The following is a 22,239-nucleotide window of genomic DNA, read 5'->3' as shown; positions in this document are numbered from 1 at the left end:
ATGAAGACACCGCGGCCGCCCTGGCTGCTGGTGCTGGCCGTGCTGGGTCTGCACCTGCTGCTTGGCCGCGAGGTGCAGCGCATCCAGGGGGGCTGGCTGCACGAGGGCCCGCCGCCCATGCCGCCGCGCATGCAGGTCGAGTTCGTGCAGGAGCTGGCGATGCAGCCGCCGGTCACGGTGCGGGTGGTGCCGCCGCCGCAGCCGCCGCCCAAGCCAGTGCCCCCGCGTGAAGCGGCTGCGGCCGTGGTGCAGGCGGCGTCCCAGCCGGCCTCGGCGCCTGAACCCGCGCCGGAGCCGCCGGTCGAACGAATGGCCGATGCGGCGTCGGCGCCGGCTGAAGTCGCGTCACCGGTTGCACAGGGCGCGTCGGCACCCAGCACCGAACCCGGCGCTGAATGGCCGCTGTCCACACGCCTGAGCTACGCGCTGACCGGCAACTACCGCGGTCCGGTCTACGGCCAGGCGCAGGTCGAATGGCTGCGCAAGGGCGCCGACTACCAGGTCCATCTGGACGTCGCCGTCGGCCCCAGCTTCGCACCTTTCATCACCCGGCACATGAGCAGCCAGGGCCAGCTGACGCCCGAGGGCATCGCGCCGCAGCGCTACGACGAGGAGACCAAGTTCATCCTCAGCGACGCCCGCCGTGCCAGCGTCTTCTTCCTGCCCGCCGAGGTGCAACTGGCCACCGGCCAGCGCCAGCCCACGCAGCGCGGCGCGCAGGACTCGGCCAGCCAGTTCGTGCAGCTGACCTGGCTGTTCATGACCGGCCGCGAGCCGCTCCAGGCCGGCCGCATCGTGCAGTTTCCGCTGGTGCTGCCGCGCAAACAGTTCGCCTGGCAATACGAGGTGCTGGGCGAGGCCGTGCTGGACACGCCGATGGGCCCGGTCGCCAGCTGGCACATCCGGCCTACGGCGCAGACCCGCGCGCAGGTGGGTGGTGGCGACCTGGTGGCCGAGGCCTGGCTCGCGCCTTCGCTGCAATACCTGCCGGTGCGCCTGGTCATCCGCCAGGACGAGCAGACCTACATCGACCTGATGCTCAAGAGCGCGCCGCTGCAGGCCGCGCCAGAATCGACCAATGACATCCCCCGGAGGCTGAGCCAATGACCTACGAATGCATCCTCACCGCCGTCCACGGCGACGGCCCGCGCAAGACCGCGCTGATCACGCTGAACCGCCCCAAGGCGCTGAATGCGCTGAACGACCAGTTGATGGACGAGCTGGGCGAGGCCCTGCTGGCCTTCGACGCCGACGAGGGCATCGGCTGCATCGTGCTGACCGGCTCGGAGCGCGCCTTCGCCGCCGGGGCCGACATCCCGACGATGCTGCCCCACACCTTCGTCACGGCCTTCAAGAGCGGCCTGCTCTCCAGGAACTGGGAAACCATCCTGCAGGTGCGCAAGCCSGTSATCGCCGCRGTGGCSGGCTTYGCGCTGGGCGGCGGCTGCGARCTGGCCATGATGGGCGACTTCATCATCGCTGCCGACWSCGCGAAGTTCGGCCAGCCCGAGATCAAGCTCGGCATCATSCCCGGCGCMGGCGGCACGCAGCGTCTGCCGCGCTCCATCGGCAAGAGCAAGGCCATGGACATGCTGCTGACGGCCCGCATGATGGGCGCAACCGAGGCCGAGAGCGCTGGCCTGGTGTCGCGCGTCGTGCCGGCGGACAAGCTGCTGGAGGAAGCGCTGGCGGCGGCCGAGACCATCAACGGTTTCAGCGGCCCGTCGGCGGCGCTCATCAAGGAACTGGTGAACCTCGCCTACCAGACGCCATTGAAGGACGGCGTCGCCGTGGAACGCCGCTACTTCCACGCGCTTTTCGGTAGCCACGACCAACGCGAGGGCATGGAAGCCTTCCTGGCCAAGCGGGCGCCGAATTTCGAACACCGTTGATTGCTTGTGCCGAGACGATGACGAACTAGGGGTGACTGTTTGCGTTGAACGAATAGTCAGTTCCCGCCAGCCTGGTGTTTCTACTGAGTCGGTCTCCCTACAGTTCAGGCCATGGACAGCGCGGTCGCGTTGTCCGAATGACCCAAGCAGGACGTTCCTGCCACTGAAGGAGCCCGTCATGAGCAAGCTGTCCACCATCATCGCCGCCACTCTGTTGATCGCCGCCGGTGCCTCATCTGCCCAAACCACCCCGCTGACCCGCGAACAAGTCATCGCCGACCTGGTTGCCGCTCGCAACAGCGGTGAACTCGGCGCCATCCAGGGTGAAGTCGGCGTCGTCATCACGACTCCGGCCAGCGCCAAGGCCGCCGTCGCCACGAGCAAGCTGCCCCGCCAAGCTGTGCTGGCTGTCCGGTCCGTTGAGGCCCGCAGCGTCGACGAGGTCGTTGACGACCACGGCGAGAACGCCGCCCGCGAACTCGGGGATTTCCCGGCCCCCGTCGCCCGCCGCGCCACCGCTTTGGCTGGTCGCTGAGCCGCCAGCTGAAACAAAGCGGTTTCAAGACTGAGAAAGCGACCCGAGAGGGTCGCTTTTTTGTTGCCCGCGTTCCTAGAATCCGCGGCCCGGATAGAAGGGCGTTGGAGACAAGATGCGTAGACAGCAGATGTGGGCGGCGGCAACGCTGGTAATGAGCTCGATGACCGCGTGGGCCGCCGGCCCGGTTGTGGGCGTGAGCTGGTCCAACTTCCAGGAAGAGCGCTGGAAGACCGATGAGACCGCCATCAAGGCCGAGCTGGCGCGCCTGGGCGGCAGTTACCTGAGCGCCGACGCGGGCGGCTCGCCCGAGAAGCAGATCGGCGACGTCGAGTCCCTGCTGGCCAAGGGCGCCAAGGTGCTCATCATCCTGGCGATGGACAAGGATGCCATCGCGCCGGCGCTGAACAAGGCCAAGGCGCGCAAGGTGCCGGTACTGGCCTATGACCGCCTCATCGAAGCCCCCGAGGTCTTCTACCTGACCTTCGACAACCGCGAGGTCGGCCGCCTGCAGGCCAAGGCCGTGCTGGCCGTGAAGCCGCAGGGCCGCTACGTGATGATCAAGGGCTCGCCCAGCGACCCGAACGCTGACTTCCTGCGCGCCGGTCAGCAGGACGCGCTGGCCGATGCGGTGAAGAAGGGCGACGTGAAGATCGTTGCCGAGGAATACACCGACGGCTGGAAGCCCGAGGTGGCGCAGAAGAACATGGAGCAGATCCTGACGCGCCTGAAGGGCGGCGTGGATGCGGTGGTGGCCAGCAACGACGGCACGGCCGGCGGCGCCATCGCGGCGCTGGCGGGCCGCGGCCTGAAGGGTGTGCCGGTCAGCGGCCAGGATGCCGACCACGCGGCGCTGAACCGCGTGGCGCTGGGCACGCAGACGGTGTCGGTCTGGAAGGACTCGCGCGCGCTGGGCAAGGCAGCGGCGGCTGCCGCCGTTCAACTGGCGGCGGGCCAGAAGGTCGACGGCGCCACCGCCTGGGCTGGCGGTGAGCGCAAGGTCACGCTGCAGGCCAAGTTCCTGGCACCGGTGGCCATCACGCAAGCCAACCTCGGTGAAGTCATCACCGCAGGTTGGGTGCCGAAGGCCGTCGTCTGCAAGGGTGTCGATGCGGCCAAGGCGCCGGCGGCCTGCAAATAAGGACAGCGATGAATGCCCAGACCCAGCGGCTTGCCGTCATGGCGGCCGTGCTGGTGGCCATCGCCATCGGCTTTCATGTGCTCACCGGCAGCTTCCTGACGGCCGAGAACCTCTACAACATCGCCCAGCAAACGGCAGTCGTCGGCATCGTCGCCGCCGGCATGGCGCTCATCATCGTCGCGCGGCAGATCGACCTCGCGGTCGGTTCGCTGCTCGGCGCCGTCGGCGTGCTGATGGCCTGGCTGCAATACACGCAGGGCTGGTCGGTCGGCGCATCGTTGTTCGCCGGCCTCGGCCTGGCCCTAGTCGTCGGGCTCTTCCAGGGCTGGCTGTCGTCCGTCATCGGCATTCCGTCATTCGTCGTGACGCTGGGTGGCCTGGTGTCTCTGCGCGGCGTGGCCTTCCTGATCGCCGACGGCAAGACGCAGCCGGTCAGCGAGCCCTGGCTGCTTGCATTGGGCGGCGGAATCGACGGCTCGCTGGGCGAGCGCGGCAGCTGGCTGCTGGGCGTGGGGCTGATCGCCATGCTGTGGGGCTGGCAGGCCGTGCAGCGCCGGGCGCAGCAGCGCGCGGGCGGCGTGCCGGGCGACATCAGGCATGAGCTGATAAAGGGCGGCCTTGCGGCGGTGGCGGTTTTCGGTTGCGTGGCCGTCTTCAATGCCTACCGCCTTGAGGGCCAGGAGCAGGGGCAGGGCCTGCCCTTGCCGCTGGTGATCTGGGTGGCCGTCGTGCTGGTGCTGGGCTTTGTCGCCAAGCACACGCGCTTTGGCCGCTACGTCTACGCCATCGGTGGCAACCCCGACGCGGCGCGGCTGGCCGGCATCCCGGTCAAGCGCGTGATGATCCAGCTGAATCTGCTGCTGGCAGCGCTGGTGGCCCTGGCCGCCATCGTCGCGATGGCGCGGCTGAACGCGGGCACGAACTCGATGGGCACGGGCATGGAGCTGACCGTCATCGCGGCCGCCGTCATCGGCGGCGTGTCGCTCGCTGGCGGCAGCGGCAGCGTGGGCGGCACGGTGCTGGGCGCATTGATCATCCAGAGCATAGACAGCGGCCTGCTGCTGACCGATGTGGGCATAGGCTGGCGCATGGTCGTGCTGGGCCAGGTGCTGGTCGCCGCTGTTGTCTTCGATCGCGTGGTGCAGAAATGACGGCCTTGCTTGAAGTGCGCGATGCGCGCAAATCCTTTGGCGGCGTTCATGCGGTCGACGGCATCAGCTTGAGCTTGGCGCCCGGCGAGGTGCTGGCCGTGCTGGGCCACAACGGCGCCGGCAAATCGACGCTGATGCAGATGATTGCGGGTGCGCTGCCCTTCGACGGTGGCGAACTGCTGCTGAGCGGTGAGAAGGTCAAGTTCGCCAGCCCGGCCGATTCGCGCGCCGCCGGCATCGAGACCATCCACCAGAAGCTGGCCCTGGCCGACAACCTCGACTCGGTGGCCAACCTCTTCCTCGGCCGCGAACTGCGCACGCGCTTCGGTCTGCTGGACGACGCTGCCATGCGTGCGGCCGCCGTGCCGCTGTTCGCGCGGCTGAATCCCAACTTCAAGAACATCGGCGATCCGGTGATGTCCTTGTCCGGCGGTCAGCGCCAGGTCGTTGCCATCGCACGCGCACTGCAGTTCAAGGCCCGCGTGCTGATCATGGACGAGCCATGCGCGGCGCTCGGCCCGTCCGAGACGGCGATGGTCCACGACCTCATTCGCAGGCTGGCTGCCGAGGGCGTCGGCATTCTGCTCGTCACACACGACATGCCGGACGTATTCGCGCTGTCCAACCGCCTGGCCGTCATGAAGAACGGCCGTATGGTGGGCGTCTGCCGCACGTCGGACGTGACCGAGGACGAGGTGCTGGCAATGATCATTGCGGGCAAGGCACCGGCGGTAGCAACGGCATAGTTGTTTCTCATTCTGTTCAAAACTGATGTTTTGACTAGAATGAGAAACATATGCCGGCCAAATCGCCTCTCGTGCCCCCTGCCGTAGCGACCCAGCTCGAAACGCTGGGTCAGCGCATCCGCGCGCAGCGCGAGCGGCAGAAGGTGACGGCCACGGACGCGGCCGAGGCGGCGGGCATGTCGCGCGTGACCCTGCACCGCGTGGAGCAAGGCGAACCATCGGTGACGATGGGCGCCTATCTGAGCGCGATGGCTGCGGTCGGATTGAGCCTCGAGGTCCGTGAGCCCGAGGCGGCGTTCGCGTCGGCTGTGCCGGCTGTGGTGCGCCTGGAAAACTACCCGGCGCTCAAGCAGTTGGCTTGGCAGCTACCCGGCGTGACCGAGCTGAGCCCGGCCCAGGCGCTGGACCTTTACGAGCGCAACTGGCGCCACCTCGACCGTGAGAACTTGGCGCCAAGCGAGCGGCGGCTGATCCAGGCGCTGGCCGACGAATTGGGCGGAGGGCGCCTGCTTGTTTGAACGCGAGCACCACCGCCGCATCGCGGCCGTGCTCGCCGCGCTGGACGCCGACGTGCTGGCAGCCCATGCCTGCTGGTTTGGCGGCGGCACCGCGATGGCGCTGCGCTATGGCGAGTACCGCGAGTCGGTGGACATCGACTTCCTCGTGTCCGACCTCGCCGGCTATCGCGCGCTGCGCCAGTTGCTGACCGGCCCGGCGGGCCTCGGTGCCCTTGTTCGCGCCGGTGCCGTGCTGGTGCCGGTGCGTGAGCTGCGCGCCGACCAGTACGGCCTGCGCACGCTGGTGCGCGAGGGCAGCATGACGATCAAGTTCGAGATCGTGCTGGAGGCCCGTATCGCCTTCGACCGGCCCGGGCCAGATGACGTCATTGCCGGCGTGGCCGCGCTGACGCCGCTGGATCTGGCCGCCGGCAAACTGCTGGCGCTGGCGGACCGCTGGCGCGACGACAGCGTCTTCAGCCGCGACCTGATCGACCTGGCCATGATGCGGCCAGCCAAGCCGCTGTTGCGCGCGGCAATGGCGAAGGCTGCAGCGGCCTATGGCGACGGCGTCGAGGCCAGCCTGGCCAAGGCCGTGCAGGACTTGCGCGAGCGCCCGCACCGTCTCGACACCTGCATGGGCGCGATGCAGATGACGACCTTGTCCAAGGCCCAGCTGTGGGCCCGGATCAAGGCGCTGGAAAAGCGCTGAGGCTCAGGCTTCCCGACGCAACGCCGGGAACAGGATCACGTCACGGATCGACGGCGAGTCGGTGATCAGCATCATCAGCCGGTCGATGCCGATGCCGCAGCCGCCCGTCGGAGGCATGCCGTATTCCAGCGCGCGGATGAAGTCGGCGTCGAAGAACATCGCCTCCTCATCGCCGGCGTCCTTGTTGGCCACCTGGGCGTGGAAGCGCGCGGCCTGGTCCTCGGCGTCGTTCAGCTCGGAGAAGCCGTTGGCGTACTCGCGACCGGTGATGAAGAGCTCGAAGCGCTCGGTGATCTGCGGGTTGGCGTCCGACGCACGGGCCAGCGGCGAGACCTCGACGGGGTAGTCGATGATGAAGGTGGGCTCCCAGAGCTTCTCTTCGACGACGGCCTCGAACAGGCCGAACTGCAGCTCGGCCAGGCTCCAGCGCGCTGGAGCCTCTTCACCGGCCGCGACGATCCTGGCGCGCAGCACCTCGGCGTCGCCAGCCTCGGCCTCGCTCAGGCCGGCAAACTGGATCAGCGAGTCGCGCACCGACACGCGCGCGAAAGGCTTGTCCAGCGCCACCGGCTTGCCGGCATAGGTCAGCGCGGCGCTGCCGGTCGCGGCGATGGCCGCATGACGCAGCACGGCCTCGGTGAAGTCCATCTGGTCGTGATGCGTCCAGTAGGCCGCATAGAACTCCATCATCGTGAACTCGGGGTTGTGCCGGACCGAGATGCCTTCGTTGCGGAAGTTGCGGTTGATCTCGAACACGCGCTCGAAGCCGCCCACCACCAGGCGCTTCAGGTAGAGCTCCGGCGCGATGCGCAGGAACATCTCCTGATCCAGCGCGTTGTGGTGGGTCTTGAAGGGCTTGGCGTTCGCGCCACCCGGGATGGGGTGGAGCATGGGCGTCTCGACCTCCAGGAAGCCGTGGTCCACCATGAAGCTGCGGATGGCCGACACGGCCTTGGAGCGCGCCGTGAAGCGCTTGCGGGCGTCCTCGTCGGTGATCAGGTCGACATAGCGTTGGCGGTACTTCTGCTCCTGGTCGCTCATGCCGTGGAACTTGTCCGGCAGCGGGCGCAGGCTCTTGGTCAGCAGGCGCAGCGTCGTGACCGTGATGGTCAGCTCGCCGGTCTTGGTCTTCATCAGCGTGCCTTCGCCGGCAATGATGTCGCCCAGGTCCCAGTGCTTGAAGGCGCCGTACATCTCAGGCCCGACGTGGTCGATGGTCACGCGCAACTGGATGCGGCCGGTGGCGTCCTGCAGCGTGCAGAAGCTGGCCTTGCCCATCACGCGCTTGAGCATCATGCGGCCGGCCACGCTGACCTTGACGGCCTGTGGCTCCAGCGCCTCGTTGTCCAGCGGGCCGTACTGCTCCTGCAGCGGCAGCGCGCGGTGCTGGGGCTTGAAGTCGTTGGGGAAGGGCACCGCCGTGGTGGCCCGCAGCGCGGCCAGTTTTTCGCGGCGCTCGGCGATCAGTTGGTTCTCGTCTGCCTGAGCGAGAGCTTGGATGGGCGGTGTCGTGTTGGTCATTGCGGGCCTAGGGTGAATCCGGGATTTTAGGGAACTACCGAAGCAATCCCGGGCGGGAGGCCCGGTGCTTCCTACAATCCCGCGCCCCATGAGCCTTAAGCGCGCCACTCTCACCTTGCTTGCCGGCAGCGCGCTGGCCCAGGCCATCCCGCTTTTGCTGGGCCCCTGGATCGCGCGGCTGTACACGCCGGCGGAGTACGGCCAGTTCTCCCTGGTGTGGACGGTGGCGAACAACCTGGCCGTCGTCGGCTGCGCGCGCTACGAGTTCGCGCTGGCGCTGGAGACCGGCGAGAAGGGCGCTGCGGCCCTGCTGGCGCTGTGTCTGCGCATGCTGCTGGCGATGACGGCCATGGCCATCCTTGTCGGCGCGGCTTGGATGGTGTGGGCCGATCTGTCCGTCGCGGCAGCGCTGCCCCTGGTCGTGCTGGCGCTTGCTGCCAGCCAGGCGCTGGCCCAGTGGGCGGCGCGGGCAGGGCGCTTTGCCGTGCTGGCCTGGGCGCGCGTCGTGCAATGGGGCGGCGCTGCGGTGGCCCAGGTGGGCTTCGGGCTGCTGCAGGCGGGCCCCTGGGGCCTGGTGGGAGGCGCGGCGCTGGCCACCGCTGCGGCAGCGTTGTTGCAGGCCCGGCCGGCACCGGCAGGCGGTTGGCGACGGCTGCTCGACTCCCAGCCACTGCGCGAGGTGGCCGACAAGCACCGCGACTTCCCGCTGCTGAACACGCCACACGCCTTTGCCGGAGCCTTGCAGGACACGCTGGCCATCGCGCTGTTGGCGGCCTGGTTGGGTGCGCCCGAAGCCGGCGCCTGGGCGCTGGCCCTGCGCTATCTGAAGGCGCCCGCCAGCCTCGTCGGCGGATCCCTGTCGCAGGCCCTCTACCCACGCCTCACGCAAGCGGGGAACCTGCTGGAAGCCCGCACGCTGGTGCGCCACAACATGCTGCTGCTGGCCGCCGTCGCGCTGCCGCTGCTGCTCGCGCTGCTGGCCTTCGGGCCTTGGCTGTTCGCCACTGTCTTCGGCCCCGAGTGGCGCGGCGCCGGCGAGCTGGCGCGGTCGCTGGCGCCGTATATCGCCTTGCACTTCATTGCCTCGCCGCTGTCCGTCGTCACCATGGCCTGGGGCGCGCAAGCCTGGGCGCTGAAGCTGGCGCTGGTGGGTCAGGTGATGTTCGTCGGCGGGCTGGCGGCGGGGCTGCAACTGGGCGGCCTGGCCGGCGCCGGCTGGGGTGTATCCGCGGCGATGCTGCTCTACTTCGGCTACTTCTTCTGGTCGCTCTGGACCTGGGACTGATGCGCGTCTTCCTCAATCGCTGCCGTCGCCGCCTAGTGCGGCTGCTCGCCTTTCGCATGCTGTTCGGCGAGGCCGGCGCGCCGCATTCGCGTATCGCGCCCAGCACCTGCATCGAAGGCGAGGCCGGCTTGCAGTTGGGGGACCACGTCTTCATCGGCCAGTTCAACTTCATCGACGCGGGCGCCGGCCTCGTCATCGAAGAGGGCGTGCAGATCAGCAACTTCTGCTCCATCGTGACCCACAGCACCCACGATGCGTTGCGCGTGAACGGCCGCCGCAGCGCCACGCTGGGCGGCGAGCTGCCGGGCTATCGCAAGGGCGCCATTCGCCTGGGCGCCTACAGCTTTGTCGGCCCGCACAGCCTCATCGAGCCGGGTAGCACGCTCGGCAGGGGCGCCATCCTGTGCGCCTATTCGCAGCTGCGCGGCACGGCGCCGGACTTCGCCATCATGGCCGGCCAGCCCGCGCGGCAGGTGGGCGATACGCGCGAGCGCGATGCGGCGCTGCTGGAGCGTCACCCTGAACTTCGCGAAGCCTATCTGGCCTGGGCGGGAACCGCGCGATGAGCCTCGGCGGTGGTCTCAAGCTCGTCCTCATCGGCGACGGCGAAAGTCCCCATCTGCTGAAGTGGGCCCGCGCGCTGAACCCACGCGTGCAACTGCACGCCATCTCGTCGCGCGGCTTCCTGCCCGAGTTCAATCAACTGCTGCCCGACGCGCGACGCCTGGCGCTGAACACCGAGCCCGACCATGCCGGCGGCAATGTCGCGCTGATCAAGCAGCTGCCGCGCATGGGAGCCTGGCTGGCCGACACCGACGCCGACTGGCTGCATGCCCACTACCTGACCTCGCACGGCTCGCTCGCCTGGGCCGCCAAGCTGGGCTGGCGGCTGCGCGCGCAGATCGCCGGTTCGGCCTGGGGTAGCGACATCCTCGTCACGCCCCAGCGCGGCGGCGCCTGGCGCTGGATGACGAAGAAGGTGCTGCGCAATTGCGCACTGACGACGTCGGACTCGCTCCACATGGCCGAGCGCATGCGCGAGCTGGGCGCGGGCGAGGTCATGACCTTCCCCTTCGGCCTGGAGGCCATGCCGAAGCAAAACGCGAAGAAGCAGCCGTGGCTGTGCTTTGCGAACCGGGGCCTTGAGGCTATCTACCGGCCGCAGTTGGTCATCGACGCGTTCGCGCGCGTTGCGGCCGCGCAGCCGGAAGCGCAATTGGTCGTCGCGAACGATGGCTCGATGCGAGCCTCGCTGGAGGCCAGCGTTGCCTCGCTCGGACTGGCTGACCGTGTCAGCTTTGTCGGCCGTCTGGATGCGCAAACGCAGGCCTCGCACTACGCCCGCTCGACCTGGTTCCTGAGCCTGCCCGAGAGCGACTCCGTCTCCGTCTCTGTGCTGGAGGCCATGGCCCATGGCTGCGTGCCGCTGCTGTCCGAGCTGCCGGCCAACCGCGAGGTCATAGGCGACTCGGCGCGCGGTCTTATCGTGAATTCGCTGGACGATCTGCCGGGCCGCATGGCCGCGCTGGATACAGCCCGGCTGGCCGCCGTCAACCGCGATTGGGTCGCTGCCAACGGCCTGTTCGAGCCGCATGTGCAGCGCTTCCTGACCCGGCTCAAGGAGCTGACGACCGCATGAGGCTGCTCCTTGTCAATCACTACGCCGGCTCGCCACACCACGGCATGGAGTTCCGCCCTTACTACCTGGCCCGCGAATGGGTGAGGGCGGGGCACGAGGTCACCATCGTCGCGGCCAGCCACTCGCATGTGCGCGCCGTGCAGCCCGAGATGGCGGGCGAGCCGCGCGAGGAGCTCATCGACGGCATCCGCTATCGCTGGCTGCCGGTGCCCGCCTACCAGGGCAACGGCGTCGGCCGGCTGCTCAACATCTTTTCCTTCCTGCGCCAGCTGCGTGCCGACGCCGGGCGGCTGACGCGCGAGTTCAAGCCTGATGCGGTCATCGCGTCCAGCACTTATCCGATGGACATCTGGGTCGCGCGCAAGCTGGCCAAGCTCGCCATGGCCAAGCTGGTCTACGAAGTGCACGACCTCTGGCCGCTGTCGCTGATTGAGCTGTCCGGCATGTCGCCCCGCCACCCCTTCGCCATGCTCTGTGGCAAGGCCGAGGCGGATGGCTACCGAGATGCCGACGTCGTCGTCTCCATGCTGCCCTGCGTGCATGAGCACATGGCGTCCCGGGGCCTGGATCTTGCCAAGCTTCACATCGTGCCCAACGGTTTTGCGCCCGAGGAATGGCGGGGTGACTCGGCCCCGCTGGGCGCCACGTTGGCGGCCCATCTCGACGCCGAACGTGCCGCCGGCCGCGTCATCGTCGGCTATGCCGGCTCCATGGGCCTGCCCAACGCGCTGGACGTGCTGCTGGACGCCGTGGCGCGGGTGAAGGATTCGTCGCTGAGCTTCGTGCTGGTCGGCAGTGGCCATGAGACCGCGCGCCTTACCGAACGCGCGCAAGCCGAGGGCTTGTCGAACGTGCGCTTCTTCCCTCCCATCCCCAAGGCCCAGATCCCGACGCTGCTCGCCCACTTTGACATCGCGTACATCGGCTGGCAGCGCACGCCCATCTACCGCTTCGGCATCGCGCCCAACAAGCTCATCGACTACCTGATGGCCGGCCACGCCGTGCTGCATTCGGTCGAGGCCGGCAACGACCCCGTGGCCGAAGCCGGTGCGGGTCTGACAGTCCCGCCGGAGGACGCTGAAGCCGTCGCCCAGGGCCTGCTCAAGCTCGTCGCACTGTCGCCCGATGAGCGCGCCGCGATGGGCCAGCGCGGCCGCGCCTTTGCGATGGCCCACCACGCCTACCCCGTGCTGGCCGCCCGCTTCATCGAGGCCGTGTCGTGACCGAGCTGGAGCAGATCGTCCAGCGCTACGCCCGCCGCGACGCCGGCGACCGCTACAGCCTGCTGCGCCCCGAGGTCTGGCAGATGTGGCAAGAGCGCCAGCGCGAGCTGTTGAAGCTGCTGGCCAAGCGTCAAGGCCACCCCGCCGACTGGCATGCCACCGAGGTCGGCTGCGGCGCCGGCGGCAACCTGCTCGACCTGCTGCGCCTGGGCCTGCTGCCTGCGCATCTGAGCGGCATCGAACTGCTGCCAGAACGCCTCATCGCTGCGCGCGCCGCCCTGCCCGAAGGCGTGCGCCTGCTGGCCGGCGATGCGTCCATCGCGGACGTGGACCCCGCCAGCCAGGACCTCGTCCTGCAATCCACCGTCTTCTCGTCCATCCTCGACGATGCGCTGCAGCAGCGCGTGGCCGACGCGATGTGGCGCTGGCTCAAGCCCGGCGGCGCCGTCGTCTGGTACGACTTCACTGTCAACAACCCGCGCAACCCGGACGTCCGTGGCGTGCCGCTGAAGCGTGTGCGTGAACTCTTTCCGCAAGGGTGCTTTGTTGCCCGCCGCGTCACGCTCGCGCCACCGCTGGCCCGTGCGCTGCCTGCGGTGTATCCCTTGCTCAATCTGCTGCCATTTCTGCGCACCCACCGCCTCGTGCTGATCGAGAAGCCCTGATGCGCGAAAATCCCTCTCGATGACCTCTCAGCCCTTTCTTCCTTTTGCCCTGCCCGACATCGGCGACGATGAGATCGCCGAGGTCGTCGACACGCTGAAATCTGGCTGGATCACGACCGGCCCCAAGGCCAAGCGCTTCGAGCAGGCGTTTGCAGATTTTCTCGGTGAGCCGCAGATCGAATGCATCGCCGTCAACTCCGCGACTGCCGGCCTGCACCTAGCGCTGGAAGCCATCGGCATCGGCCCCGGCGACGAGGTCATCACGACGACCCACACCTTCACGGCGACTGCCGAAGTCGTGCGCTACCTCGGCGCCGACGTGAAGCTCGTCGACATCGACCCGGCGACGCTGAACATTGACATCGCCGCCATCGAAGCCGTAATCACGCCTGCTACCCGCGCCATCTTGCCTGTGCACTACGCAGGCCTTGCCTGCGACATGCTCGCCATCCTCGACATTGCCCGTCGCCACGGCCTGCGCGTCGTCGAGGACGCCGCTCACGCGCTGCCGACGACGCTGGAGAAGGAGCTGATCGGCACGCTGGGTAGCGACGCTACGGTCTTCAGCTTCTACGCCAACAAGACGATGACGACGGGGGAGGGCGGCATGCTGGTCACGCGCAATACTGAGCTGGCAAAACGCGCCCGCATCATGCGCCTCCATGGCATGAGCCGCGACGCATTCGACCGCTTCACTGCCAAGGTGCCGAGCTGGTACTACGAGATTGTTGCGCCGGGGTTCAAGTACAACTTGACCGACATCGCCGCCGCGCTGGGGCTGCATCAGCTGAAGCGGCTGCAGGCATTCCAGGCTCGCCGCGAGCAGATCGCAACGCGCTTCAACGAAGCATTTGCCGACCTGCCGCTGCTCCTGCCGCCCAGCGTGCCAGAGGGCGACACGCATGCCTGGCACCTTTACGTCGTGCGTCTGGCCGACCGCGCGCCGATCACCCGCGACGCCTTCATCGAAGGCATGTATGCCGCGGGCATCGGCTGCAGCGTGCATTACGTGCCGCTGCATCTGCATCCCTACTGGCGCGATCGCTACGAACTGACGCCGGAGCAGTTCCCGCAGTCGCAGAAGGCCTTCGAGCGCACGGTCAGCCTGCCGCTGTACACGGCGATGAGTGATGCCGATGTGGAGCGTGTCGTCGCTGCGGTGCGTGGGCTGCTGGCTTGAGCAAGCGAATCTTCGATGTGACCTGCTCAGCGCTGGGACTGCTGCTGCTTTCGCCTCTGCTGCTGCTGATCGCCATCTGGATCAAGCTCGATTCGCCCGGTCCGGCACTGTTCCGCCAGACCCGCATCGGCCGCTTTGGCGTGCCGTTCACGATCCACAAGTTCCGCACGATGCTTGTCCAAAAGGGGGCGGAGATCACCGTCGGTGCTGACCCGCGCATCACGCGCGCGGGGCATGTCCTGCGCGCAACCAAGCTCGACGAATTCCCGCAACTGTGGGATGTCCTGCGTGGCGCCATGAGTCTAGTCGGCCCTCGGCCAGAGGTGCCGCACTACGTCGCGATGTACCCGCCAGCCCTGCGCGAGATCGTGCTGTCCGTGCGACCCGGCATCACCGATCCTGCGTCACTGAAATTTCGGGATGAGAGCGAATTGCTGGCGAAAGCGGCTGACCCGGAGCGCGAGTACGTGAACATCGTCATGCCGATAAAGCTCCAGCTTGYGGCCGACTACGTGCGCCATGCGAGCTTTGCAGGCGATCTGCGCCTCATCCTGGCGACTCTCCGGGCAATGAGACCTGATGCACCGAACGCGTCGATGAAAGACTGCAAACGATGAGCTGGCTGTCGCTCGATGCGTTCCTGACGCGCATTCGCCCGCATCGCGAAGGATTGGCCCTGACCTTGGACATGGTCGCCGTCGCGTTGGCCTGGCAGGCCGCATATCTATTTCGACTCGGATTCGAGCGCTGGTTCAGCGCCCGGCCCGACTACGACCACTGGGTCATGCTGTGCATCGTCGTGTTTTACGGCGTAGTGCTGAAGCTGTTCAATGTGCCAAAGGGCATGTGGCGTTTCAGCGGCTTTGGCGAGGTCAAACGGCTGGCCGCGGTTTGTTTGGGCGCCGGCGTACTCATTGCTGTGGCCGTCCTGATGGCGCGACTGAACAAGGTGCCTCGCGCAGTTCTGGCGTTGCATCCGGCCTTTGCGCTGATGGCGCTGGCCATGATGCGCATGGGCTACCGCATGCTTTACGAGCACATGCGCAGCCGTATCAGTGGCAGCGCGCAGGAACAGCGGCGGGCGTTGGTCATGGGCGCCGGCGACGCGGGTCGGCTGTTGGTCGCGGGCATCCAGCATCAGCAAGGTTGGGTTGTCGTAGGCTATCTGGATGACGCCCCCGAGAGGCTCGGCGCTCGCGTCGCCGGTGTGCCTGTGATCGGCGTGCTGGAAGACGTGGTCCGGCTGGTTGAAATACATGGCATCACTCATGTGGTCGTGGCGATGCCAGATGCCACAACCTTGCGGCGGCGCCGCGCTTTGGGCCTAGCCGCCAGGACAGGGCTGGCAGTACTAACAGTGCCCAACAGCGAGGAACTGCTGGCGGGCCGCGCGGTGAATCAGGTTCGCGACATCGAGCCGGAGGATCTTCTGGGTCGCGAGCCGGTCGTGCTGGACGAGAGGGGCATTTCTGAATGCCTTGGCGGCAAGGTGGTGCTCATCACGGGTGCGGGTGGTTCGATCGGCTCCGAGCTATGCCGGCAGGTGGCGAGATACGGACCATTGAGGATGGTGCTGTACGAATTGAGTGAATTCGCGCTGTACTCGACCGAACAAGAGCTGAGCGAAAAATTCCCGCACATACCGCTGGTGCGGCTTATCGGCGATGTGAAGGATCTGGAGCATCTGCGATTTGTCTTCGGCAAGTACCGGCCTCAGGTTGTATTTCATGCAGCCGCCTACAAGCATGTGCCCTTGATGGAGGATGAAAACGCCTGGGCAGCGCTGCGCAACAACACCGTTGGCACGTATCACGCTTGTCTGGCAGCGGCCGAGACCCGCGTCGAGCGATTCGTGCTGATCTCCACTGACAAGGCAGTCAATCCGACCAATGTGATGGGGGCCACGAAGCGGGCCGCCGAACTTGTCATCAGTCACATGGCTGTTCAGTGCCCCACGACGACCTTCATGGCCGTCAGATTCGGCAATGTGCTGGGGTCCAGCGGCAGCGTGATTCCGAAGTTCAAGGAACAAATCGCCAAGGGTGGGCCGGTGACGGTCACACACCCGGAGATCACCCGCTATTTCATGACGATCCCCGAGGCGGCCCGGCTCGTAGTTCAGGCGGGAGCGATCGGAAGCTCCGGTCAGGTCCTCGTGCTGGACATGGGGGAGCCGGTGAAGATCATCGACCTGGCGAAGACGATGATACGGATGAGCGGTAAGAGCCTGCAGGAGGTGCGGATCGAGTTCTCTGGATTGCGCGCGGGAGAGAAGCTCTATGAGGAATTGCTCGCCGACCAAGACACGTGCGAACGCACCCCCATCGAGCGGCTCAGCGTGGCGCGCCTGGTCGACGCGGATGCTGCCGGCCTGCCGGCCTTCCTGCAGTCGATAGAGCGACTTCATCAGAGCGCCTCGGCGGCATCCCGCTCAGATGCGGATGTGCGCCTCGCACTGCGTACCCTGCTTCCCGAATACCGATCAGCCGCTGGCGGCTAAGGCGGCACGGCAGTGCGCAGTGTTACCCCCGCAAGGCGGTGAGATAGGCATTGGCGATGGCTTGGCTGGTGTACTTGGCGCGCAATACCTGGCGTGCAGCGACACTGCCGCCGCCACGGCGCCCTAGCGCCTCATCGATGACCAACGCAAGCCCGCAAGCGTCGGCAAAATAGCTCGCGCCATCGCCCGCTGTGGCACGGTTGTAGCTGACGTCAAAGCAGAGCAGGGCGCACTCGTAGTACAGCATCTCAACCAGCGATGGATTGGTTCCCCCAACGCTGTGACCATGCAGGTAGACCGCGCATCCTTCACGGAGCTCAGCTAAGCGACTGGGTTCGTATATGGGATCGAGCAACTCGAGTCGCGGCTCGTCTCTCCAGCGTTGACGAAGGGCGCGGCTGTACGCGCTGTGGCCCCAGTTGCCAACTATGGTGTACCGCGTCAGTTGCGAGCGCAGTGCGCCGTCGATCAGCAGGTCCAGATTGTTCTCAGGCTCAATGCGGCAGACCGTGAGCGCAGTTCCGGGTTCTGCCTGCAAATCGGCCCGCCGAAGGACGTGATCGCCGGAATAGCCAATCTCGACAGCCTTAGCCCGCGCAACTGGAAGCACGTAGGACGCAAGGCCTGCGTTGTCGTAAACGACCAGGTCAGAGAAGCGTTGCGCCAGATGATCGAACAGGCGCAAAACCCTTTGCTTGTTGCGGGAAAACTTGGTGCGGCGCCATTCAACTCCGTCGATATTGACGCCCAGTCGCTTGCCTCCGAGGCGGCACATCAAAAGGAAGAATGGAAACCAGGGCCCACCGGAAACGCCAAGGATCATGATGTGCGTGCTGTGTCGGTACACGCGCAGGAAGGCCAGCAGATCGTGCAGGATTGACATCGCACCGTTGGCCCGCGTATCCAGAAAGATACGTCGCACGCCCCGGTAGGTGGCGCTCAGGTCGTCCTGGTACAGCGAGGCATCGCAGGTCACGTAGGTGGCTTGCGTCGCGCCTGCAAAGCTGGGTCCGCAGTGTTCCAGGAAAGATTCGAAGCCGCCATAGCGGTTCGGAATTCCAGCGCTGCCGATGAAGGCGACGCGCATGTCGGACGAGTCAGTGGTCATCTTTTTGCGGAGCGGGAGGCTCGGGAACGGGCGCCAGCGTATCGGTGTAGTACCCGTCGACCCGAACGGGGCCGCGGCAGACTTCCCTCGGGTCGTTCACCGTGTGAACAAGAATCTCCCGCGTGAAATCGTTCAGCCAGGTTGGGGGGCGGGCTTTCGCGCCCTCGCACAGCCACGTTGCAGGCAACACGATCTTCCACAGCGTAGGGTCGCGGAGGATGCTTCGAAGCGGCTCGTAGTCGCCGTGCTTGTACAGCGTGTAGATGATTCGCGGGAAGCCCAGTCGCCGGGCTTCAAGGTACTCGGCGAGGTTGTAGACCTGCGGTACGAAGTGCCGCTTGTCCAGCAGCGCCAGTGTCGCCAGCAACAGCAAGTTGTCGTACTTCGTGTCGGTGATGAATGCCAGGCGGCCGTGCTGCGAGTTGGCAATCCGTGCCAAGTCTTCGAGCTGGCAATGTCTCAAACCAGAGCGGGCGTCTTGCGCTGCGAGGTGGCCCTCCAGATCAACTGCGGCTGGATAGGCCCAGGAGGCTGGGTAGGCCCAGGCGGGAGCTCTGGCAAACCAGCGCTGAAGCCAACGGTCCAAGCGCACCCGCCCTGCGCTGGACGGCCAGACTTCCTCGTAGTCGTGAAGGCAGTACCAGCGGCCTTCTCGCGAAGGAACTAGGTCGATCTCGATCAGCGACGCCTGTAGAGCAATGCTGGACTGGATCGCTTCGATGGAGTTCGAGTAGCGGACGCCGCGGATCTCGCCGCCAGCGTGGCGAACGAGGGTCGGCGCACCGCAGGCGCTGAGCGACCAGATCAGGCTCGCGAGCCCGACCAGGCCACGCCAACTCGCGCAGCGTCGCTTGCGACCGCTTGGCGAGCGAACCAGTGTCATCGCTTGTCGCACAGCGGCGTGGATGCAAGGCTGAGCATCAGATAGCTGACGAGTTCGCGTGCCGCACCGGACCCCTTGGAAGACGGCGGCGGGTGGTCACCCACAAAGTACAGCAGCGCACCGCACTGCGCTCCATCGGCGGCGGCGAGGCGTTCCAGCGCTCCTGCCACAAAGGCATGTGCCACCGCCGTCGAATTCACGTCTGCAGACTGAATGCCATATTGCGCCAATACCTCGTTGCTGATCGGCTCGTGGCTTTGCAGGCTCATCAGGTAGACGAGCCGCTTGCGATGCGGCGAGGTGGCCTGTAGCAGCCGTTCCAGCAGGTTGAGATCGCAAAGACCCGGGAAGACGCCAGCACAGACGGGCACTTGGTCCTTGAGGTCATCAAGGAAGAACGTCTGCGCGAAGCCCATCCGTGGATACAAAGCAGACCGGAGGTAGAACATCGACTGATACCCGTGACCGGCGACCGTGTCATAGCCCATCGCCTTCAGTCTGTTAGGCAAGCAGGCCGGGAAGTCGACATCGGAGAGCCGTTGTACAGGGCGCTCCATGTAACAGAGCTCACGCAATTCGCCCTGCAGTGTCGCGCCGTAGGAAGGCCGGTAGCCGCTGGCGACCTGCTTCAGCCGATCACCGAAGCGAGAGCGCACGAGTTTCGTCAGGCTGGCTAGTCCCTCCGGCGAATCGGACCACGACTCGATCGTGTGGATGTAGAGCTGATCTGGCAGCGGTGTGTCCAGCAACGCGGCGCCCATTGGACCCGGGATCACCGGGCCTGCGCCACGCACAGTGATCGGGTCGCCCGAATGGATGCCGGCGAGATAGGACCGTGCCAAGGTGAGACTGGGGACGGGCAACGCGTACTGCAGGGCGGATGGTGACGCAGGAATGGCACGCAAGAGACTTCCGCCGATGACAGTGGCCAGGGCGAGCGCCATCACGGCCCTTCGGTGCGTGCGCGCCTGCTGCATGGCGAACGTCCCGAGCAGGGGGATCAGCAGGCAAACGGCGGCCGCTGCCTGCAATTCGGGTTTGGGCGGAGGAATGCTCCCCGCGAACTCCGCGTAGAACGACAGCCCGGTGAGGTCGATGTTGAAGCAGTGGAGGATGAACAGGCCCGTCACGGCGTAGTACAACGTCCAGAGCAACCACGGTCCGACCCTTCCTCGCAACCAGGTCAGCAGCGCTGCAACGATGGCGGCATCCAGCGGAAAGCGCCACTGGCCTAGTGCACAAAACATCAGCAGCATCGCTGGGCCGATCATCAGCGCCAGCCACAGCACGGCAACGATCCAGGGATACGAGGCGGTTCGAGATACGGCTAGCGCCCGCGCGGCAGTGAGGCTCACAATTGGCGGCCTGATGGTTGGGCGGGTCGGCGCTGCTGGTCGACCAGCCGGCCGAACGTTTCTGCGGCGACGGCCCACGAATAGCGTTCAGCGACTTCAGCCGCTATGCCCTCAGCCATCTTCTTGTGCGCGGCGCGATTCTCGACCACGTCCCGCAGCTTCAGCGTCAACTCGTCCCGGTCCGTTGCTTCGAAGAAGTATGGCGAGAGTGGCGAGAAGTCGCTCATGGCCGTGTTGCGAGCGCACAGCGAGGGCACGCCCGCCACGGCAGCCTCCAGCGGGGGCATGCCGAAGCCCTCGGCCAGGCTTGGATAGACCGCCGCCACGGCGCGCGCATACAGGCGCTGCACATCGGCAAAGGACAGCCCCTCCATGAAGTGCACCTTGTCCCGTGCAACCGCGCTCGTCGCGGCGAGGGTGGCGTCGAAGTCACCGCCCGCCAGCGTCCTGCTGCCTACGAAAACGAGATGCATCCCTTGCCGCCAAAAGCCACCTTCGATGAAGGCCTGGAGTACCGCGGCCTGGTTCTTGCGCGGCTCAAACCGGCTGACGCAAAGGAAATATCCCTCGGGGGATTTCAACAGTTCAGCCACGTGTGAGGTGGGCGCAGGCAGATCCGCGTCGTGGGCGCGATTGCGGCTGACGCCATTGGGAACGACGTTGATGCGCGCAGGATCGATGTGGTACCAGGCGCTGATGCGCTCCTTTGAATACGGCGACACCGTCGTCAGCAGGTTCGCCCGCCTGGCAGACAGCGGGAACAGGACGTTGCGCAGCCTGGCATAGCCGGGCGGGAAATACTGCGGGAAATCATTGAAGAGCACGTCATGGATCGTGACGATCCACGGACAGGTCTTGATCAACGGTGTGAAGTATTGGAAGTGGGCGAGGTCCGGCCTCACGCGGGCGATAGCCTTGGGAATTTCGTAGGCTAGCCGGCGGAATCGATTGGTGGCGCCGTACTGCACCGTCTCGAAATGCGGGTCACCCTCGAAGCTGGCTGCCACCTTTTGTGGGTGAGCACAGCCCAAATAGATCTTGAATTCGGAGGGTCGCTGGCGCACGAGCGACAGGTACAGACCCTGGATGAACGACGCGGCACCTTCGAAGCCTTGATCGAACTGATGGGCGTCAACAAAAATTCGAGTAGGCGTCATGAAGGGGAAGATGGCGCAGTCGCGACAGCGTCACGCGACAAAAACGCACAGGTCACGGCGAACCACATGAGTTGGGTATTGAAATTGGCGTTGAACAGCATCAACCCGGTGATCAGAATCAACGCAACGCGATGTGGACCGCGAGTTGCCCGGAACAGGAATGCGAGGAATGCGATCGCTGCAACCAGGCCGTAGTCGTAGAGAAAGGCCGGAACGAAGCCAAGTTCGACGGCATCCAGATTCTTTTCAATGTGTTCCCGGAACAGGTCGACGAAGTAGAAGCCGGAACTGCCGGCGCCATGGCCGAACCAGGTCTGCGGATCACCGAAGTTCGCAGAAAGGACATAGGTCAAGAACGGACCAAAGCGGAAGAATGAGCTCGTATCCTCTATAAGCCATTCATCAAGGTCGCCGGACGCAATGGCGTACAGGACCCGCAGAGATCGTGAATCACCGTCGGGCGTGGCGCCAAAGAGATAGGCGATCCCCAGCAGCGCGAAGAGCCCCCCCAGCAGCCAGAGCTGGGTCCGTTTTTCGAAGCGAAAGGCTGACGTGCCGACAATGATGAAGGTGAGCAGATAGCCGTAGATGGAGCCCAGCATCGTCAGCGAGACGACCGCCAAGAGGGTCCATGGCAGCCAGCGTTGCACGTGCTGTGCGCCGAATGCCCCAATGCGCAGCAGCGTGATCCAGCACAGGGCGACGATGAATGCGGCATATGACGGCTCCGAGGAGAAGCCCAGCGGCCGAGCTTCCCCCGTGTTTTCCTGGATGTAGATCCGGGTCAGCAGGAAATCCTTTAATTCCAGTTGACCCGTTTGGATCAAGAGCGTCGCCAACAATGAAGATACAAAGTACGCAACCAAGATGGCCTTCATTGCCTTGGCCACTACTGTGGTCGTGAAGGTGCCCGCGTTGGCCGCCAGCCAGAGGCCGTAGACCGTGAACAGACTTGCATAGGCGAGTGTCGTGGCCCGGGCCGCGCCGGCCATCAGTGCCAGACTTGCATAGGCGAGTGTCGTGGCCCGGGCCGCGCCGGCCATCAGTGC

Annotated in this window: 22 protein-coding genes; 16 read left to right on the top strand and 6 right to left on the bottom strand. The window is 66.0% G+C overall.

Features of this window, described 5'->3' with window-relative positions; genetic code table 11:
* The 8 genes from ACXRVZ_RS23515 (at nucleotide 1) to ACXRVZ_RS23480 (ending at nucleotide 6,674) form a co-directional block, all read left to right on the top strand.
* Nucleotides 1-1,107 carry a DUF3108 domain-containing protein gene (locus ACXRVZ_RS23515; protein WP_457427121.1) on the top strand — a complete coding sequence of 369 codons (1,107 nt, stop codon included), beginning with the start codon at nucleotides 1-3 and terminating at the stop codon, nucleotides 1,105-1,107.
* Entirely contained in the window at nucleotides 1,104-1,892 is a 789-nt protein-coding gene (locus ACXRVZ_RS23510) for an enoyl-CoA hydratase (protein ID WP_458232884.1), read from the top strand. The genes ACXRVZ_RS23515 and ACXRVZ_RS23510 overlap by 4 nt, the downstream gene beginning before the upstream one ends.
* 178 nt (nucleotides 1,893-2,070) lie before the next feature.
* Nucleotides 2,071-2,427, top strand: a complete 357-nt coding sequence (locus tag ACXRVZ_RS23505; RefSeq protein ID WP_457427118.1) for a DUF4148 domain-containing protein — start codon at nucleotides 2,071-2,073, stop codon at nucleotides 2,425-2,427.
* 163 nt (nucleotides 2,428-2,590) lie between these two features.
* The gene (locus ACXRVZ_RS23500) at nucleotides 2,591-3,568 is read left to right on the top strand and encodes a substrate-binding domain-containing protein (protein WP_457427116.1); all 978 of its coding nucleotides are present in this window, start codon (nucleotides 2,591-2,593) and stop codon (nucleotides 3,566-3,568) included.
* An 8-nt stretch (nucleotides 3,569-3,576) separates the two neighbouring features.
* The gene (locus ACXRVZ_RS23495; RefSeq protein WP_457427114.1) at nucleotides 3,577-4,719 is read left to right on the top strand and encodes a sugar ABC transporter permease; all 1,143 of its coding nucleotides are present in this window, start codon (nucleotides 3,577-3,579) and stop codon (nucleotides 4,717-4,719) included.
* Entirely contained in the window at nucleotides 4,716-5,465 is a 750-nt protein-coding gene (locus ACXRVZ_RS23490) for an ATP-binding cassette domain-containing protein (RefSeq protein ID WP_457427112.1), read from the top strand. The genes ACXRVZ_RS23495 and ACXRVZ_RS23490 overlap by 4 nt, the downstream gene beginning before the upstream one ends.
* A 50-nt stretch (nucleotides 5,466-5,515) precedes the next feature.
* The gene (locus tag ACXRVZ_RS23485) at nucleotides 5,516-5,983 is read left to right on the top strand and encodes a helix-turn-helix domain-containing protein (RefSeq protein WP_457427110.1); all 468 of its coding nucleotides are present in this window, start codon (nucleotides 5,516-5,518) and stop codon (nucleotides 5,981-5,983) included.
* Nucleotides 5,976-6,674: a nucleotidyl transferase AbiEii/AbiGii toxin family protein gene (locus ACXRVZ_RS23480; RefSeq protein WP_457427108.1), complete on the top strand. Its 699-nt coding sequence runs from the start codon at nucleotides 5,976-5,978 to the stop codon at nucleotides 6,672-6,674. The genes ACXRVZ_RS23485 and ACXRVZ_RS23480 overlap by 8 nt, the downstream gene beginning before the upstream one ends.
* A 3-nt stretch (nucleotides 6,675-6,677) precedes the next feature.
* Here the strand turns inward: ACXRVZ_RS23480 and lysS are convergent, their stop codons facing one another.
* Nucleotides 6,678-8,195, bottom strand: a complete 1,518-nt coding sequence (gene lysS, locus ACXRVZ_RS23475; RefSeq protein WP_457427106.1) for a lysine--tRNA ligase — start codon at nucleotides 8,193-8,195, stop codon at nucleotides 6,678-6,680.
* An 88-nt stretch (nucleotides 8,196-8,283) separates the two neighbouring features.
* Here lysS and ACXRVZ_RS23470 point away from each other — a divergent pair, with 88 nt between their 5' ends.
* Genes ACXRVZ_RS23470 through ACXRVZ_RS23435 form a run of 8 tightly spaced genes read left to right on the top strand, consistent with a single transcriptional unit; the run spans nucleotide 8,284 to nucleotide 16,687 of the window.
* Entirely contained in the window at nucleotides 8,284-9,480 is a 1,197-nt protein-coding gene (locus ACXRVZ_RS23470; protein ID WP_457427104.1) for a lipopolysaccharide biosynthesis protein, read from the top strand.
* Nucleotides 9,480-10,046 carry an acyltransferase gene (locus ACXRVZ_RS23465; protein ID WP_457427102.1) on the top strand — a complete coding sequence of 189 codons (567 nt, stop codon included), beginning with the start codon at nucleotides 9,480-9,482 and terminating at the stop codon, nucleotides 10,044-10,046. The genes ACXRVZ_RS23470 and ACXRVZ_RS23465 overlap by 1 nt, the downstream gene beginning before the upstream one ends.
* Nucleotides 10,043-11,119 (top strand): glycosyltransferase, encoded by a 1,077-nt coding sequence (locus ACXRVZ_RS23460; RefSeq protein ID WP_457427100.1) that lies wholly within the window; start codon nucleotides 10,043-10,045, stop codon nucleotides 11,117-11,119. The genes ACXRVZ_RS23465 and ACXRVZ_RS23460 overlap by 4 nt, the downstream gene beginning before the upstream one ends.
* Entirely contained in the window at nucleotides 11,116-12,342 is a 1,227-nt protein-coding gene (locus tag ACXRVZ_RS23455) for a glycosyltransferase family 4 protein (RefSeq protein ID WP_457427098.1), read from the top strand. The genes ACXRVZ_RS23460 and ACXRVZ_RS23455 overlap by 4 nt, the downstream gene beginning before the upstream one ends.
* The gene (locus ACXRVZ_RS23450; protein WP_457427096.1) at nucleotides 12,339-13,007 is read left to right on the top strand and encodes a class I SAM-dependent methyltransferase; all 669 of its coding nucleotides are present in this window, start codon (nucleotides 12,339-12,341) and stop codon (nucleotides 13,005-13,007) included. Before ACXRVZ_RS23455 ends, ACXRVZ_RS23450 begins: the two co-directional genes overlap by 4 nt.
* A gap of 19 nt (nucleotides 13,008-13,026) precedes the next feature.
* Nucleotides 13,027-14,187 (top strand): DegT/DnrJ/EryC1/StrS family aminotransferase, encoded by a 1,161-nt coding sequence (locus tag ACXRVZ_RS23445; RefSeq protein ID WP_458232883.1) that lies wholly within the window; start codon nucleotides 13,027-13,029, stop codon nucleotides 14,185-14,187.
* The gene (locus tag ACXRVZ_RS23440; RefSeq protein WP_458232882.1) at nucleotides 14,184-14,804 is read left to right on the top strand and encodes a sugar transferase; all 621 of its coding nucleotides are present in this window, start codon (nucleotides 14,184-14,186) and stop codon (nucleotides 14,802-14,804) included. Before ACXRVZ_RS23445 ends, ACXRVZ_RS23440 begins: the two co-directional genes overlap by 4 nt.
* The gene (locus ACXRVZ_RS23435) at nucleotides 14,801-16,687 is read left to right on the top strand and encodes a polysaccharide biosynthesis protein (RefSeq protein ID WP_457427090.1); all 1,887 of its coding nucleotides are present in this window, start codon (nucleotides 14,801-14,803) and stop codon (nucleotides 16,685-16,687) included. The genes ACXRVZ_RS23440 and ACXRVZ_RS23435 overlap by 4 nt, the downstream gene beginning before the upstream one ends.
* Nucleotides 16,688-16,709: 22 nt before the next feature.
* On the opposite strand, the gene ACXRVZ_RS23430 is transcribed toward ACXRVZ_RS23435, so the two are convergent.
* From ACXRVZ_RS23430 to ACXRVZ_RS23410, 5 genes are all read right to left on the bottom strand, one after another.
* Nucleotides 16,710-17,774 (bottom strand): DUF1972 domain-containing protein, encoded by a 1,065-nt coding sequence (locus ACXRVZ_RS23430; RefSeq protein ID WP_457427088.1) that lies wholly within the window; start codon nucleotides 17,772-17,774, stop codon nucleotides 16,710-16,712.
* 10 nt (nucleotides 17,775-17,784) lie between these two features.
* Nucleotides 17,785-18,678, bottom strand: coding sequence for a hypothetical protein (locus tag ACXRVZ_RS23425; RefSeq protein ID WP_457427086.1), 894 nt, complete (start codon nucleotides 18,676-18,678; stop codon nucleotides 17,785-17,787).
* On the bottom strand, nucleotides 18,675-20,033 hold the full coding sequence (locus ACXRVZ_RS23420; RefSeq protein ID WP_458232881.1) for a sulfatase-like hydrolase/transferase: 1,359 nt from the start codon (nucleotides 20,031-20,033) through the stop codon (nucleotides 18,675-18,677). Before ACXRVZ_RS23420 ends, ACXRVZ_RS23425 begins: the two co-directional genes overlap by 4 nt.
* Nucleotides 20,030-21,190, bottom strand: a complete 1,161-nt coding sequence (locus ACXRVZ_RS23415; RefSeq protein ID WP_457427082.1) for a glycosyltransferase family 4 protein — start codon at nucleotides 21,188-21,190, stop codon at nucleotides 20,030-20,032. Before ACXRVZ_RS23415 ends, ACXRVZ_RS23420 begins: the two co-directional genes overlap by 4 nt.
* On the bottom strand, nucleotides 21,187-22,239 hold a 1,053-nt coding region (locus ACXRVZ_RS23410; protein WP_458232880.1), incomplete at its 5' end, for a hypothetical protein. The genes ACXRVZ_RS23410 and ACXRVZ_RS23415, both read right to left, overlap by 4 nt.

This window comes from Roseateles sp. P5_E8 (genome assembly GCF_054177665.1).
Note: the sequence above shows the minus strand (reverse complement) of the source record. Positions and strands in the feature narration are given on the sequence as shown.

Coding starts and splice junctions, on each gene's coding strand:
- ACXRVZ_RS23515 (WP_457427121.1), top strand. CDS start 1: ATGAAGACACCGCGGCCGCCCTGGCTGCTGGTGCTGGCCGTGCTGGGT.
- ACXRVZ_RS23505 (WP_457427118.1), top strand. CDS start 2,071: ATGAGCAAGCTGTCCACCATCATCGCCGCCACTCTGTTGATCGCCGCC.
- ACXRVZ_RS23500 (WP_457427116.1), top strand. CDS start 2,591: ATGACCGCGTGGGCCGCCGGCCCGGTTGTGGGCGTGAGCTGGTCCAAC.
- ACXRVZ_RS23495 (WP_457427114.1), top strand. CDS start 3,577: ATGAATGCCCAGACCCAGCGGCTTGCCGTCATGGCGGCCGTGCTGGTG.
- ACXRVZ_RS23490 (WP_457427112.1), top strand. CDS start 4,716: ATGACGGCCTTGCTTGAAGTGCGCGATGCGCGCAAATCCTTTGGCGGC.
- ACXRVZ_RS23485 (WP_457427110.1), top strand. CDS start 5,516: ATGCCGGCCAAATCGCCTCTCGTGCCCCCTGCCGTAGCGACCCAGCTC.
- lysS (WP_457427106.1), bottom strand. CDS start 8,195: ATGACCAACACGACACCGCCCATCCAAGCTCTCGCTCAGGCAGACGAG.
- ACXRVZ_RS23470 (WP_457427104.1), top strand. CDS start 8,284: ATGAGCCTTAAGCGCGCCACTCTCACCTTGCTTGCCGGCAGCGCGCTG.
- ACXRVZ_RS23465 (WP_457427102.1), top strand. CDS start 9,480: ATGCGCGTCTTCCTCAATCGCTGCCGTCGCCGCCTAGTGCGGCTGCTC.
- ACXRVZ_RS23460 (WP_457427100.1), top strand. CDS start 10,043: ATGAGCCTCGGCGGTGGTCTCAAGCTCGTCCTCATCGGCGACGGCGAA.
- ACXRVZ_RS23455 (WP_457427098.1), top strand. CDS start 11,116: ATGAGGCTGCTCCTTGTCAATCACTACGCCGGCTCGCCACACCACGGC.
- ACXRVZ_RS23445 (WP_458232883.1), top strand. CDS start 13,027: ATGACCTCTCAGCCCTTTCTTCCTTTTGCCCTGCCCGACATCGGCGAC.
- ACXRVZ_RS23435 (WP_457427090.1), top strand. CDS start 14,801: ATGAGCTGGCTGTCGCTCGATGCGTTCCTGACGCGCATTCGCCCGCAT.
- ACXRVZ_RS23430 (WP_457427088.1), bottom strand. CDS start 17,774: ATGCGCGTCGCCTTCATCGGCAGCGCTGGAATTCCGAACCGCTATGGC.
- ACXRVZ_RS23425 (WP_457427086.1), bottom strand. CDS start 18,678: ATGACACTGGTTCGCTCGCCAAGCGGTCGCAAGCGACGCTGCGCGAGT.
- ACXRVZ_RS23415 (WP_457427082.1), bottom strand. CDS start 21,190: ATGACGCCTACTCGAATTTTTGTTGACGCCCATCAGTTCGATCAAGGC.